Origin of the sequence: Pseudomonas sp. 29 (genome assembly GCF_002754355.1) — a bacterium.
Taxonomy (GTDB): Bacteria; Pseudomonadota; Gammaproteobacteria; order Pseudomonadales; family Pseudomonadaceae; genus Aquipseudomonas; species Aquipseudomonas neuropathica.
The window spans coordinates 1660210-1673357 of the sequence record NZ_PEEY01000001.1; the positions used below are offsets into that span (position 1 = coordinate 1660210).

Annotated in this window: 15 protein-coding genes and 1 tRNA gene; 14 read left to right on the forward strand and 2 right to left on the reverse strand. The window is 55.7% G+C overall.

The window, feature by feature from the left end:
* Positions 1–8: 8 nt before the first annotated feature.
* Complete coding sequence (gene tgt, locus CLU80_RS07610; protein WP_286079710.1) at positions 9–1124, reverse strand: tRNA guanosine(34) transglycosylase Tgt; 1116 nt, start codon at positions 1122–1124, stop codon at positions 9–11.
* A gap of 14 nt (positions 1125–1138) precedes the next feature.
* Positions 1139–2203 carry a tRNA preQ1(34) S-adenosylmethionine ribosyltransferase-isomerase QueA gene (queA, locus tag CLU80_RS07615; protein WP_099757105.1) on the reverse strand — a complete coding sequence of 355 codons (1065 nt, stop codon included), beginning with the start codon at positions 2201–2203 and terminating at the stop codon, positions 1139–1141.
* Positions 2204–2310: 107 nt separating this feature from the next.
* Here queA and CLU80_RS07620 point away from each other — a divergent pair.
* The 14 genes from CLU80_RS07620 (at position 2311) to CLU80_RS30165 (ending at position 13144) form a co-directional block, all read left to right on the forward strand.
* A tRNA-Leu gene (locus tag CLU80_RS07620) sits at positions 2311–2395 on the forward strand.
* A 164-nt stretch (positions 2396–2559) separates the two neighbouring features.
* Positions 2560–3801 (forward strand): tyrosine-type recombinase/integrase, encoded by a 1242-nt coding sequence (locus CLU80_RS07625; RefSeq protein WP_099757106.1) that lies wholly within the window; start codon positions 2560–2562, stop codon positions 3799–3801.
* Positions 3802–4081: 280 nt separating this feature from the next.
* Positions 4082–4921 carry a hypothetical protein gene (locus tag CLU80_RS30150; RefSeq protein ID WP_286079711.1) on the forward strand — a complete coding sequence of 280 codons (840 nt, stop codon included), beginning with the start codon at positions 4082–4084 and terminating at the stop codon, positions 4919–4921.
* 215 nt (positions 4922–5136) lie between these two features.
* The gene (locus tag CLU80_RS30155) at positions 5137–5334 is read left to right on the forward strand and encodes a helix-turn-helix transcriptional regulator (RefSeq protein ID WP_254846392.1); all 198 of its coding nucleotides are present in this window, start codon (positions 5137–5139) and stop codon (positions 5332–5334) included.
* Positions 5331–5939, forward strand: coding sequence for a hypothetical protein (locus CLU80_RS07640; RefSeq protein WP_099757108.1), 609 nt, complete (start codon positions 5331–5333; stop codon positions 5937–5939). Before CLU80_RS30155 ends, CLU80_RS07640 begins: the two co-directional genes overlap by 4 nt.
* Positions 5936–6241, forward strand: a complete 306-nt coding sequence (locus tag CLU80_RS07645) for a hypothetical protein (RefSeq protein ID WP_099757109.1) — start codon at positions 5936–5938, stop codon at positions 6239–6241. The genes CLU80_RS07640 and CLU80_RS07645 overlap by 4 nt, the downstream gene beginning before the upstream one ends.
* Positions 6242–6614: 373 nt before the next feature.
* On the forward strand, positions 6615–6773 hold the full coding sequence (locus tag CLU80_RS30160; protein ID WP_172833297.1) for a hypothetical protein: 159 nt from the start codon (positions 6615–6617) through the stop codon (positions 6771–6773).
* The gene (locus tag CLU80_RS07650; protein ID WP_077574440.1) at positions 6770–7054 is read left to right on the forward strand and encodes a hypothetical protein; all 285 of its coding nucleotides are present in this window, start codon (positions 6770–6772) and stop codon (positions 7052–7054) included. The genes CLU80_RS30160 and CLU80_RS07650 overlap by 4 nt, the downstream gene beginning before the upstream one ends.
* Positions 7051–7323, forward strand: a complete 273-nt coding sequence (locus CLU80_RS07655; RefSeq protein ID WP_099757110.1) for a DUF3077 domain-containing protein — start codon at positions 7051–7053, stop codon at positions 7321–7323. The genes CLU80_RS07650 and CLU80_RS07655 overlap by 4 nt, the downstream gene beginning before the upstream one ends.
* A complete protein-coding gene (locus CLU80_RS07660) occupies positions 7320–10226 on the forward strand; it encodes a DUF927 domain-containing protein (protein WP_099757111.1) in 2907 nt (968 codons plus the stop codon). Before CLU80_RS07655 ends, CLU80_RS07660 begins: the two co-directional genes overlap by 4 nt.
* Positions 10227–10315: 89 nt before the next feature.
* Positions 10316–11179, forward strand: coding sequence for a hypothetical protein (locus tag CLU80_RS07665; protein WP_286079712.1), 864 nt, complete (start codon positions 10316–10318; stop codon positions 11177–11179).
* A gap of 55 nt (positions 11180–11234) precedes the next feature.
* Positions 11235–11423 (forward strand): hypothetical protein, encoded by a 189-nt coding sequence (locus tag CLU80_RS07670; protein WP_099757112.1) that lies wholly within the window; start codon positions 11235–11237, stop codon positions 11421–11423.
* A 63-nt stretch (positions 11424–11486) separates the two neighbouring features.
* Positions 11487–11852: a histone-like nucleoid-structuring protein, MvaT/MvaU family gene (locus tag CLU80_RS07675; protein ID WP_099757113.1), complete on the forward strand. Its 366-nt coding sequence runs from the start codon at positions 11487–11489 to the stop codon at positions 11850–11852.
* A gap of 596 nt (positions 11853–12448) precedes the next feature.
* A complete protein-coding gene (locus CLU80_RS30165; protein WP_286079713.1) occupies positions 12449–13144 on the forward strand; it encodes a hypothetical protein in 696 nt (231 codons plus the stop codon).
* The last annotated feature ends 4 nt before the right edge of the window (positions 13145–13148 follow it).

The following is a 13148-nucleotide window of genomic DNA, read 5'->3' on the forward strand; positions in this document are numbered from 1 at the left end:
CAGAAAACTCAGTCCAAAGGCGGAACGGGGAGCCCGCGTTTGGCGTAGAAGGCATCGACAAAGGCGGCCAATGTACCCTGTTGAATAGCCTCGCGCAAACCAGCCATCAGCACCTGATAATGGCGCAAGTTATGGATGGTATTGAGCATGCTTCCCAGCATTTCGCCGCACTTGTCCAGGTGATGCAGATAAGCGCGGGAGAAGTTCTGGCAGGTATAGCAATCGCAGGTCGGATCCAGCGGCGATTCATCATGGCGATGGAACGCGTTACGGATCTTCAGCACGCCGGTATCAATGAACAGATGCCCATTGCGGGCATTACGGGTTGGCATCACGCAATCGAACATGTCCACACCGCGGCGCACACCCTCAACCAGATCTTCCGGTTTGCCAACGCCCATAAGGTAACGAGGTTTGTCAGCCGGCATCATGCCCGGCAGATAATCCAGGACTTTGATCATCTCGTGCTTCGGCTCACCTACCGACAGACCGCCGATGGCCAGACCATCGAAGCCGATCTTGTCGAGACCTTCCAGCGAGCGCATGCGCAGATCCTGGTGCATGCCGCCCTGCACGATACCGAACAGCGCCGCGGTGTTTTCACCGTGGGCATTTTTCGAGCGCTGCGCCCAGCGCAGCGACAGTTCCATCGACACGCGCGCGACGTCTTCGTCAGCCGGGTACGGCGTGCATTCGTCGAAGATCATCACGATGTCGGAGCCGAGATCACGCTGCACCTGCATCGATTCTTCCGGGCCCATGAACACTTTGGCGCCGTCGACCGGGGAGGCGAAGGTCACGCCCTCCTCCTTGATCTTGCGCATCGCGCCGAGGCTGAACACCTGGAAGCCACCGGAGTCGGTGAGGATCGGGCCTTTCCACTGCATGAAATCGTGCAGGTCGCCGTGTTCCTTGATCACTTGGGTGCCAGGGCGCAGCCACAGGTGGAAGGTGTTGCCGAGAATGATTTCTGCGCCAGTGGCAACGATGTCACGCGGCAACATGCCCTTGACCGTGCCGTAGGTGCCCACCGGCATGAACGCTGGGGTCTCGACGGTGCCACGCGGGAAGCTCAGGCGACCACGCCGGGCCTTGCCATCGGTGGCCAGAAGTTCAAAGGACATGCGACATTCGCGACTCATTCTGTTTCCTCTGGGCCGGTTTCTTTAGGGGCAGTAGGTGCGGGATTACGGGTGATGAACATCGCATCACCGTAGCTGAAAAAGCGGTAACCGTTGTCGACGGCGGCCTTGTAGGCGGCCATGGTCTCGGGATAACCGGCAAATGCCGAAACCAGCATCAACAGCGTCGATTCCGGCAAATGGAAATTGGTCACCAAGGCGTCGACCACATGGAACGGCCGGCCCGGGAAGATAAAGATATCGGTGTCGCCACTGAACGGCTTGAGCACGCCATCGCGCGCGGCGCTCTCCAGCGAACGCACGCTGGTGGTGCCGACGGCAATCACTCGACCACCGCGCGCACGGCACGCCGCGACTGCATCGACCACGTCCTGGCCGACTTCCAGCCACTCGGTGTGCATGTGGTGATCTTCAAGCTTCTCGACGCGCACCGGCTGGAACGTCCCCGCGCCCACGTGCAGCGTGACGAAAGTGGTCTCGACGCCCTTGGCGGCAATCGCGTCCATCAGCGACTGATCGAAATGCAGCCCGGCGGTCGGCGCCGCCACCGCGCCCAGACGCTCGGCGTACACGGTCTGATAACGCTCGCGATCCGAGCCTTCGTCCGGGCGGTCTATATAAGGAGGCAATGGCATGTGCCCGACGCGATCGAGCAGCGGCAACACTTCTTCAGCGAAGCCCAGCTCGAACAACGCATCGTGACGCGCGAGCATTTCGGCTTCGCCACCGCCGTCGATAAGGATCTTCGAACCCGGCTTCGGCGACTTGCTGGAACGCACATGGGCCAGCACGCGGTGCGTATCGAGCACCCGCTCAACGAGGATTTCCAGCTTGCCGCCGGACGCTTTCTGCCCGAACAGCCGCGCCGGAATCACCCGGGTATTGTTGAACACCATCAAATCGCCCGGGCGCAAATGCTCAAGCAAATCAGTGAATTGACGGTGTGCGAGGGCGCCGCTCGGCCCGTCAAGGGTCAGCAGGCGACTACCGCGACGCTCGGCCAAAGGGTGGCGGGCGATCAGCGAATCAGGGAGCTCGAAAGTAAAGTCAGCAACGCGCATGATGGGGTTCGTCTAGCAGGGCCGGAAAGTCTAGCGGAAATATCGAAAATTCTCTATGTACCTGATTGACCGACGGTAATCTCATCTCTATACTTCGCCGCCATTGAGCCCTGATGGCGGAATTGGTAGACGCGGCGGATTCAAAATCCGTTTTCGAAAGGAGTGGGAGTTCGAGTCTCCCTCGGGGCACCACATAGCAGTATCTGAGAGTCTCTACCAGTCTCTCAGACCCAAAGAAACCGGCCACTTGGCCGGTTTTTTTGTGCCTGTCTGTCTACCGCTGTCCATCCTTATCCGTTGTATCCCTGTATCCCTGCTTGTATCCTGAGAAAAGTACCGAACTTTGGGATACAAGGATGAAGCGCGCAGATATCAAGCGTCGGCCTCTGGCAGATACCACACTCGCGGGGCTGGAGCCAGAATCAAAGGAATACCGGGAGCTGGATGGAAATGGCCTCTACTTCAGGGTCAAACCTGATGGGGGCAAATCTTGGCAGCTCCGCTATAAACGTCCGGCGGGTAATTGGGCGTGGATGGGGCTGGGGGGTTACCCAGAGGTAAGCGGCGCGCTAGCAAGAGACAAAGCTGCAGAGCTACGCAAAGTAGTGAGCAGTGGCGCTGACCCCCTCGAGCAAAAGCGATCAGCAAAAGCGGCAATAGATGCAGCTAAAACTCGAACCTTCCGAGCTGCTGCTGATGCTTGGTTAAAGGCAAAAGAAGAAAAGGGTCTGGCTCCGTCCACCCTCAATAAGATTCGTACATACCTCGACAAGGACATTCTCCCAGCGCTCGGGGACAAACCTCTCGACGAAATCACTCGGACAGATTGCGCAGATCTGCAAGCATCCATAGAAGCGAGAGACGCTCACAACGTTGCGGAAAAGTGTCGCACCTGGATCAATCAAATCTTTGGTCGAGCCATCGGATTAGGCCTGACCGAGAACGACCCGGGAAGCCGACTTCGCGATATCGCCGCTCAGGCACCGAAAACGCAACAGCATCCTCATTTGCTGGAACCTGAACTTGGCGACTTTCTGATCGCGCTAAAACACACACCCAGCAGACTAACGGCCCGAACCGCAGCATGGCTCTGCATATGGACGGCATCTAGACCGGGAATGGTCCGCTTGGCCGAATGGAAAGAGTTCGACCTTGATAAAGCCATCTGGACGACACCGGCCGCCAAAATGAAGATGCGCAGGGATTTCGTGTGCCCACTTCCCAAGCAGGCGTTATCCGCTCTTAAAGAACTCCAATGTCTAACAGGCCGCAGTCGGTGGTTGTTTCCCGGTGTCGGAGCCAAGAACCCGACAATCAGTGAAAACACCATCAACAAAGTCTTCGCAACGGTTGGTTATAAAGGTCGTTTGGTCGGCCATGGAACTCGCCACACCGCTAGTACCTTGCTCAGGGAACACGGTTGGCCAAAAGAACATGTAGAAGCGCAGCTAGCTCACAAAGAAGAGGGAATCTCTGGGATCTACAACAAGGCTCAATATTTCGATCACAGAGTGAAAATGATGCAGTGGTACGCGGATTACCTAGATCAGTTGGTTGCTGGGAATATCACTCACGCACCTCTTGATGAGGTGGTATGAGCACGTACATCCGTACTTCCTCCAAAATCGGTGTTACAGGTGTTACGCGTGTAACGACCTATGCGAAACGCCCGAATTCATTGGCTTTCAAGTCCGTTACACGAATGCGCGGCGCCCCCAACTCTCGGTGTAACTCGGCACAAACGTGTAACGCCAAAACGAACCCTCCCCCTGCTGCAGGTAGCTGCTTGCCGCGTGCTGAAAAAGAGGTTTCGCTGGTTACGCTCGCAAAATATAGGGCGTGGGATCGAGACGCACACCATGCGCGAGCCACTGACCAATGACTAATAACCAAAGCATCGCGCAGTCTGCACTCACGTCTGGTTTGAGAGGATATCTGTCAGACCAATCGCTTTACGCACTGTGCCGCGAACAGCTCACTGACGCGTGCTACTTGATCGACCAGTGTTGTCTGCGCATCCAGGCTGGCGGCGCCGATAGCGATTTCAGCAGCCTGTGCATCAAGACAACCGTGCATGAGGAATCCATTTTTCAGTACGCCTCTACCGACCACAAAGACCGCCTCGCACACTGGGTTCGTCAATACAGCAACTGCTACACGGCTTCTGAACAAGAGGCGCATACGGCTTACATCATGGCTTGCGCCGTAAAGGCGCTCGGGATCTTGGGCGACTGGATGCGTGAAGCCGATCAGAAGGTCTGGGTATATGTGTCGAAGCTTTCGACCGACTGGCGATGGGATTTTTACTGCGATTTTGTGGAAACCCAGGTCGATCTAGAAGAGCGCATTGACGCACTCGATCAATATGCACTGCACTTGGAACCGATTATTTCGCTGCAATGCCTGATCAATGATGAGCTGAGACCTATTGCTGATCGGGCTATCAAAAATGCCATCCGCACAAAAGGCGGCATCATCAGCGGGATAGAGCGTGCACAAGAGACACGCGCACGCGACGCAGCAATCACTAATCAAGGACGCCACTACTCAGCGAGCGGCATGTCATATAGGGACATCACCTCGAAGGTACATTCCTGGCTCGAGCAGGAGGTCGCAAAACCACCCGCGCAGCGCCCTGGGTGGATCGCCCTTGAAACCGAAAAGGCGTTGTCTCGTAAAAGTGTCGAGGCAATTCTCAAGCGCAACTTCGTGGTGTAAACCTGAAATTTCAAATGGAAGTGAACTGCTCACCGCCGCCCAATCTCTAGACCATTGCTCTCGTCAGTCCAAACCAATCGAGAGCAATACTAATGAGACAGAAATCCGCCCACGCACCCGCTCCAACCTTTTCAAATCTTTCCAGCCCCATTGACTCCACCTCCGCCGTACCAGACTTAGCCCTTCCATTTGACCCTGCCACTACCCTGATTCGCATGCCGAGTCTTGAGGTCGCTACGGGGCTCAAGCGCTCGACTCTCTACAAGCTGATGCAGGGCCCTGAAAGTGGTTTTCCACGACCGGTAAAACTGAGCAATAGCAACGCACGCGGTGCTCCTGTCGCGTGGGTTCTTTCTGAAGTCCAGAGCTGGGTCAAAAGCCGCATCGAGGCCCGTGATCAGGTGGCCGCATGAAGCGCAATTACTGCCCTTTCAAGGGGCCATTCTTCGACTCGTACAGCATCGGATTTCGCCTCTATCAACCTAGTGAAATTAACTGGCGCCATCGCACTATTGCGGGTGTGAGCTGGAACGGCGAAGAGCAAGAAGCGTTCTTTTTCAGCCCTGACGGCCTAGTACTTCCACTCAAAGCCAATCCTTGGGAACTGCCCGAACTGATCCGCAAAAATGCGGTGCGCAGAGAGTTTTCGAGCGTTCACGGCTCCGGCTATTTCGCCATGAGCGAAAGCCGCCTCGCCTCGCTGAAATCGCGCGGCATGGCCGACTGGGTTACCTACTGGCTCGTCGATCAATCAGCGGGATTCGCGAACGCTCCGGCGGTATGGCAGCGCATCATGGATGAGGATCTCGCCCTCGAGAAGAAAACAAGCGAGCGCGCTCATCAAGATATGCGCTTGACCTCCGATCTGAACAGTTATGTCGAGGAGTGTGTTGCACAACGCAGCGAGCAAATGGCCGTTCTATACCGTCGCCGCTGCGCTGAAGACAGCAAGATCCTCGCTTGGCTCAAAGGCGAAACACCGCCTCCACTGTTCGCTAATACGCCGGAGGCAGCATGAATCGCAAGATCGCTGATAACGCCTTGATGCATCCGTTCTCCGTACTGCGCCGGATCGGATTTTCTACTCGTCTCATGCAGCGCCTCGAACGCCACCGCAGCCGACAGGAAAAGCGAGGCCGCGTGGTTAGCGTGCTGAGTTGGGCCGACGGCACCTGGTGCGCCCTCTCCCTCCACTGCGAAAAAACCGGCGCGGTGATCGTCGACGAAGGCCAGCAAACCCAAGCCTACGAAGACGCCCGCTCGATGCTCAGCGGCGGCTTCCTACCCCTCCTATCCCTGCGCTGGGAAGCGCATGCCTGAAACGAAAACGCCTCCGGGGGCGATCCGGAGGCGTTGAGGTCAATCTACATGCACGAACAATTTATGCCGCACCTGAAAAAACCGCAAGCCATCAGCGCAGTTGCACTTTCGAAAGACGGACGTTACTCTCTGGCCGTCGCTGCAAATTCAGTGACCGGACTTGGCCGTCCGAACCGCAAAAGGCGCACAAGCGCCCTCCATCCGAACGCAGGCGCTTTTTTTGTGCCCGCCGTATCGTGTTATGGCGGCTGTGCGTGGGACACCTTCGGGTGTGCCGGGTCCCTTTTGCCCCGGTCGGCCAACCCGCGTACAGCTGTCACCTTTCCTTGCTTGGCCGCAAGCGGTGGCAGCTCCTCAGCAAAAGGAGCTCTACATGACCGCTATCAATCCGTCCAAAATTCGCGCCGCTGCACACCGTGCAATGGCTCTCGCCGCTTTACACGCCAATTCCAGTCTCGCTACACGCCTCTCCCGTTACAACGCTCACATGGCCAAAGCCCGCGCACTCGAAACCGCAGGCGGTGCCCAATGAACAACGCTTTGAGTTTCGCCCTGCCCGAAGACCTGCTCTGCGTGAATCCGACCGCAGAAGCCGGTGTGCCCATCGACGCCATCACTTGCGCCATTGCTCGTGCCGACTCGGTTCTGACGCTGCTTGAAGAACACTTCGAAAACGACTCCTCGCGCCTCGCTAATCATGTCATCGCCGCCGTCCTCTGGGACGTGCGCGGCACTCTTGGTTTGATTAAAACACTGACCTTGCACGGCGACTCCACTTCGACGCCTGCTGCGCAGAAAGGCGGTGCGCTATGAACACCTCCACCACCCTCGGGCATGCCACCTTCACTCGCGTGAACGCCTCCGATTTGAAGTTGTTCCGGGTCAATGCCGGAGTACCGGTCGAGGATGCACTGGAGATGGTTTCCCTGCTGCAGCATCACGCCAACCAACTTAACTTCGACGCCGCCATGAGCGACAGCGGTGAGCGTTTCAGTTGGCCTGCTCTGTACCTTGGCGAAATGGCCAAAGCGCTGATCGATGACATCAACGACGCGCTGTTTTTGCCGAGGGCTGACGCATGAGCCAACGCCCGAACACCTCAGCAAAACGTCCAAGCTTTGCCGACGTGAAAGCCGCCGCGCTGAAAGACATTGATCGTGTCTTGTCGCACTGGCTGCCCAACGGCAAGCGCGTCGACGGCGGCAAGGAATACACCGCTCCAAATCCGACCCGCAGCGATAAGCGCGCCGGTTCGCTCAAGATCAATTTGAGCAAGGGCACATGGGCGGACTTTGCTACCGGCGACAAGGGCGGCGACCTGATTGATCTGGTGCGCTATCTGGACGGCGGCACCGACATCGAGGCCTGCAACAAACTCGCAGAATTGCTCAACGTATCGCCGGGCGCCGCCCAGGCGAAGACAGCGCCTGCTAAGACAAAAGCACCTGAGTGGATTGCCATTCAGCCAATCCCAGCCGAGGCCATGAACAAGTGCCCAGCCAAACATCGCAATCATGGTGTGCCGTCCAAGGTTTGGGTCTATCGTGACGCAAAGGGTCAGCCTCTCATGGCGATCTATCGCTTCGACCTCGGGCCCGATGAAGACGGCAAGCCGAAGAAGGTCTTCGCGCCACTGACGTGGTGTCAGCGCGCCGATGGCCAATCCACACAATGGCGCTGGCAGGGTCTGCCAGATCCGCGTCCCCTGCTTCGCCTTGATGAACTGGCCCTGCGCAGTGACGCACCAGTGGTTCTGTGCGAAGGCGAGAAAGCTGCCGATGCCGCCGCCGAACTGCTGCCCAACCACGTGGCCACGTGCTGGCCGAACGGCTCCAACTCTTGGCACAAAGCCGACCTGACAACTCTCAAAGGTCGGGATGTGTTGTTGTGGCCGGACAACGACGACAGCGGCAAAGGCTGCATGGAAGTCGTTGCCGAGAAGCTGCGCGAAATCGGCGCTGCCTCGGTCCGACTCATCGCATTGGATGTGTTCAAACGCAAGCCGATCCGGAAGAACGAACGTGCCGCGTTTGCCAAAGGTGGGCAATGGAACGACGGCGACGATGCCGCCGATGCAATCGCCAAAGGCTGGACCGTCGACCACTTCGTAGAGCTGGAAAGCAGCGGTGAAATGTTCGCGGTGATCGAGGAAAAAACGATTGTCGCACACGTTGAACCAGAACCCGAACAGAAGCCTAAAGCAGCGCCCAAGCGCCCAACCAAATCGAAAAACGACCTAATGCCGGGAGGCTTTCGCCTGACGTCCGAAGGCGTGTTTTATGCCGGTGACGACGGCGAGGCGCGTCCGGTGTGTTCGCCGCTGGCTATCCTCGCCCGGACGCGTGATGACAAGGGCCAGAACTGGGGTCTGCTGGTCGAGTTCGACGATCCAGACGGCACCAAAAAACGCTGGAACATTCCTGCACGCACGATGACTGGCGACTTCGGCAAGGACGTGCTTGGGCCGTTGGTAGACATGGGCCTGCGCCTCGCCGGTAGCCGTTCGGGACGCAACGCACGCAATGACTTGCAGAGTTATCTCGGCGGATTTGACAGCGCGGAACGGGCAAGACTGGTAACCCGCTTGGGTTGGCACGACAACGCCTTTCTGTTGCCCGAGCAGCAGGTTGGTACTCACAGCGAGCACCTGCATTTCTATGAAGCCGGTGCACAGCTTCCACCGATCAGCGAATCAGGCACGCTCGAACAATGGCAGCAGCAGATCGGCGCATTGTGCATTGGCAATCATCGCCTGGCGTTTGTCGTCGGGGTGGCCTTCGCGGGTCCGCTACTGCACATGCTTGGCCATGAGTCAGGTGGCTTTCACCTCTATGGCGACAGCTCCGGCGGTAAGACCACTCACCTGCAAGTCGCCGCCTCGATCTACGGCGGACCGCGCTTGGTGCGTTCGTGGCGCTCGACCGACAACGCGCTGGAATCTATCGCTGCCGCACATTCAGACGGCCTACTGGTGCTGGATGAAATCGGCATGTGCGATCCACGGATCATTGGAGAAACGGTCTACATGCTTGGCAACGGCACCGGGAAGGCTCGCGCCAATGACCGAGGCCAAGCAGGCCGACAGGTACAAGAGTGGCGCTTGCTGTTCCTCTCCACAGGCGAGAAGACCTTGGCCCAGCACATGGCCGAAGCCAACAAGGAACTGAAAGCGGGGATGGAGGTGCGCATGCTCGCCGTTCCGGCCGATGCCAGCAAAGGCCTCGGCATGTTCGACACGCTCAACGGTTTCGAGGATGCGGCAGCGCTCTCCGATGCGCTCAAAGCCCGCGTAGCGAAATACTACGGCACCCCGCTCACTGCATTTCTGACGGCGTTGTGCGAACCCGGCAAACGCCATGGCTGGGCGGCGATCCTGCGCCGCACGCTGGAAAGCTTTATCGCTAAATCGCTTCCTGCATCCGCGAGTGGGCAGGCGCACCGTGCTGCCGCTCGTTTCGGTCTCGCGGCAGCCGCAGGCGAGCTGGCCACCGCCATGGGTATCACCGGCTGGCCGGACGGGACCGCCACCACGGCCGCTCGCGTGTGCCTGAGTGCCTGGCTAAACGAACGTGGCGGCGCCGGTAATTTCGAGGGCGATGCAATATCGGCGAGGCTGCGACAGTTCATCGAGCGCTTCGGCGAAAGCCGCTTCACCCGCTGGGAATCGACTGCAGCCAAGATCGACGAACACGGCCCCCGCACGATCGACCGCCTCGGCTTTCGCAAGACGCTGGAGCACGGCATGGGCGACACCCTGCACACCACAAATACCTACTACGTGCTGACAGAGGCTTGGCGCTCGGAGATCTTCCGGGGCATGAACCTTACCGCAGTAAACAAGGAACTCTTGCAACGCGGTGTGCTGGAGCCGAGCAGCGACGGCAAGGCATCAAGTCTGGTGCGCTTGCCCGGCCTAGGCCAACAGCGCTGTTACATCGTGAAGGCAATTCCGGGAACGGATGACAGCGAGGCTCGGGCTGCCTGAGGGCATCTCATCTGATCGAGGTAACGCCGGCTCAGTCCCGGCCTCGCCAGCCAAATCAATGTAATCAAAACTCATCAAGGACCATGAATATGAAAATGAATGAATTGAAACAGCAACGGGCCGCTCTGGTCGCTGAGCGCGAAACCATCGAAAACAGTCTTCCCGCGTTGGACGCCGCTTGGCGCAATGCACCCACCAACTACAGCCCAATCGGCAACGTGATTGGAAGCCCCGAGAAGAGTGCAGCCATGGAGCGGTACTCCTCTGCCGAGTGCCGCTTGCGAGCTATCCCCTATGAGCTTCAACGTATTGAATCAAAGATCGCGTATTTGGAACGCATGGAGCAGGTTGACGAAATCAAAAAGCAGTCGATCCAAACCATGTCCGTAGTTGCCGCTGAGATTGAAGCATTGGAGCGCACACGCTTGCACTTGGGAGAGCGACTTCAGTTGATTCAATCGGATGCGGAGCAATCCCTGGAAAAAGCGCAGCAAGCAGAAAGAGACGCTGCAAGTCTATATGCCAAAAGTCTCGCCAGTGGCGACAGCGAAGGCGAAAAAGCAGCCAACGGCGAAATTCAGAAGGCAGCCAAGCAACTCGCAACCACTGATGAGCACGTTAGAAGGCAGGAGCTCATTCTCGTGGCTTTACAGGCGGAACTAGACTCCCTTGAAGCACGTATCGCACACGCCAAACAGCGTGAAAATGAAGCCAAAAAATCGGCCCTGAGCGCAGTAGGGCTTACGTTAGACGAAGAGTGGAATGCCGCCACGAATCAATTAGTAGCTATTGGTGCACGGATACTTGCCTTGGATTACCAACAAGGGAACTCGGGATACGGTTTCTCCAACCTCGATGTACCTCGATTCGGTCCTTTTCATTCGGATATTCGTCGTGAAGAGCTTGCCGCTGCTGCCCGAAATATCACATTAGAAGAACTGTTGGCAGCTTGAACCCGAAATAGCCCGCCGACGCGGGCTGTTTAGAAACCCTCGGATTAAATAAATCATGATTACTCCCATACAAAACAGCGCTAGCTGGACTGACACCCTGAAAGCGCGCAAAAGCTATTTGACGGCGCTGATGAAGGTCGTGGATATCAAAGCCGGAAAAGCATCTAAAGTTCAGGCACTAACCGTCAACTTGATCAAGAGCGAAATGAGCCTTATCGAAAGCCAGCTAAAAGGTCGAAAGTAACCTGAACTCTATGCTGTAATGGTATTCAGATAGATATCTTCAAAAATAAATCAGGAAGCAATTATGTCAAAACTTGCCGAATACCGTCAGCTGGAAAAACACTTGGCCGAACAGCTTCAGGCGCTGGAAGCTCTGAAAAGCGACGGTGCACTGAAAAAAGAAATCGAATTTGAAACCAAGCTTCGTGAACTGCTCTCCCAGTACGGTTTCAGCCTCAAGCACATCGTCAACCTACTTGACCCACAGAGCAGCGCACGCGGCAAAGCGCCTGTTCAAGCGCCAGGCAAGCGTAAACCTCGCGAGCTGAAGACGTATAAAAACCCTCACACTGGCGAAGTGGTTGAAACCAAAGGTGGCAATCACAAGACACTAAAAGAGTGGAAAACCCAACACGGTTCCGACGTGGTTGAAGGCTGGCTGAAAAAGTAAGATCGCTTCACCTGAAAAAGGGCCCAGACGGGCCCTTTTTGTCATTTTAGTGTTCCTGATTTACCTAAAACATCACGGTCGTGCTGGAAGGCAGCGCTAGGGGCTCAGCTGCATAACCACACCTGTCGCAGCATCACCGGCCACTCCACAATGAAGCTACCGCCCTCGGTGAATTTGATCTTTTCACAGACTTCTTAAAACCTTGTATAGGATGCGCTCCCTCCTAAGGCTGCGCCAATTCGGCCTCCGTATTTCACAACTGTTGCAGCCGTGGCGACGCCCTCCGCGTGAATGCCATAACCTGGAGGTTGACCAGGAGCACAGTTTGGCTGATAACCGCCCTACACGAATGTCTCCTGTTGGCCAAAAAGATGCCGGTAGCAAAGGAGCAGATGACAGTCCAGTTCTGCTTCTCAACAGACCGAGTTCGGCGAGCAGTAAAAACGGAGAGCAGCTGGACGATGCCTTTGAGAATTGAATGGCCAGATGTATAATAAATTTATTGACAATCAAAAATAAAAACATGAATTTACAAGAAAGTATTTTTCAGCAACGTCACAGTTCTTTTTAAATTTTATTTAACTATTGGAGCAAACATGAACGCTGGTTTTGATGAGGGTGATTTTAAGAAGGCTCGAGGAATGCTTTTATCTTTTTCATCCGTACTCATAGCCTTATGGTTTTTTGGTGCAGACCTTAAGTCAGTATCAGTACTTGGAACCACTATTGCCTTCACGCAGAATACTCAGCATGTCTGGTTGGTAGCCTTGGCGGCGAATAGTTATTTTCTGCTTAGATTTTACCAGCATTCCCCAGGTGCAAGTTATTCAGACAATAAAATTTATAAAATCAGTCTCGATAGCTTCTTAATCAAAAGCATGCGCCGGTTAAAAAAAGCAACCATTAAAGAGGAATTTTCTAATAACTTGATCCTGCTAGGCGCGCAGAAAAACGAAAATTATAAGCATGAAATTGTTCGCGAAAATATCAGCACTGTTACTAACCCTACTGACAAAAGAAGATTAACACGAGGGATTGCTTGGATAGCCAAATTTCACGTTCGTGGCGAATATAGAAATTTAGATACCACCGAGCTGAAAATCACACCCGGAATTGAGTTTAGTTACCCTTGCCCTTATTGGCTGATAGTAATAGCTACTTACCGAGCAAAGATACTAGCAAACGTAAAAACTTCTCTAGGCACTGAATATACATTGCCATATTTGTGGAGCGGATGGGCAGTAGCCATTTGTGTTCATAAATGGCTTGATGCAAATTCTGTTCAGTTCTAGCGAA

Coding starts and splice junctions, on each gene's coding strand:
- tgt (WP_286079710.1), bottom strand. CDS start 1,124: ATGTCCTTTGAACTTCTGGCCACCGATGGCAAGGCCCGGCGTGGTCGC.
- queA (WP_099757105.1), bottom strand. CDS start 2,203: ATGCGCGTTGCTGACTTTACTTTCGAGCTCCCTGATTCGCTGATCGCC.
- CLU80_RS07625 (WP_099757106.1), top strand. CDS start 2,560: ATGAAGCGCGCAGATATCAAGCGTCGGCCTCTGGCAGATACCACACTC.
- CLU80_RS30150 (WP_286079711.1), top strand. CDS start 4,082: ATGACTAATAACCAAAGCATCGCGCAGTCTGCACTCACGTCTGGTTTG.
- CLU80_RS30155 (WP_254846392.1), top strand. CDS start 5,137: ATGCCGAGTCTTGAGGTCGCTACGGGGCTCAAGCGCTCGACTCTCTAC.
- CLU80_RS07640 (WP_099757108.1), top strand. CDS start 5,331: ATGAAGCGCAATTACTGCCCTTTCAAGGGGCCATTCTTCGACTCGTAC.
- CLU80_RS07645 (WP_099757109.1), top strand. CDS start 5,936: ATGAATCGCAAGATCGCTGATAACGCCTTGATGCATCCGTTCTCCGTA.
- CLU80_RS30160 (WP_172833297.1), top strand. CDS start 6,615: ATGACCGCTATCAATCCGTCCAAAATTCGCGCCGCTGCACACCGTGCA.
- CLU80_RS07650 (WP_077574440.1), top strand. CDS start 6,770: ATGAACAACGCTTTGAGTTTCGCCCTGCCCGAAGACCTGCTCTGCGTG.
- CLU80_RS07655 (WP_099757110.1), top strand. CDS start 7,051: ATGAACACCTCCACCACCCTCGGGCATGCCACCTTCACTCGCGTGAAC.
- CLU80_RS07660 (WP_099757111.1), top strand. CDS start 7,320: ATGAGCCAACGCCCGAACACCTCAGCAAAACGTCCAAGCTTTGCCGAC.
- CLU80_RS07665 (WP_286079712.1), top strand. CDS start 10,316: ATGAAAATGAATGAATTGAAACAGCAACGGGCCGCTCTGGTCGCTGAG.
- CLU80_RS07670 (WP_099757112.1), top strand. CDS start 11,235: ATGATTACTCCCATACAAAACAGCGCTAGCTGGACTGACACCCTGAAA.
- CLU80_RS07675 (WP_099757113.1), top strand. CDS start 11,487: ATGTCAAAACTTGCCGAATACCGTCAGCTGGAAAAACACTTGGCCGAA.
- CLU80_RS30165 (WP_286079713.1), top strand. CDS start 12,449: ATGAACGCTGGTTTTGATGAGGGTGATTTTAAGAAGGCTCGAGGAATG.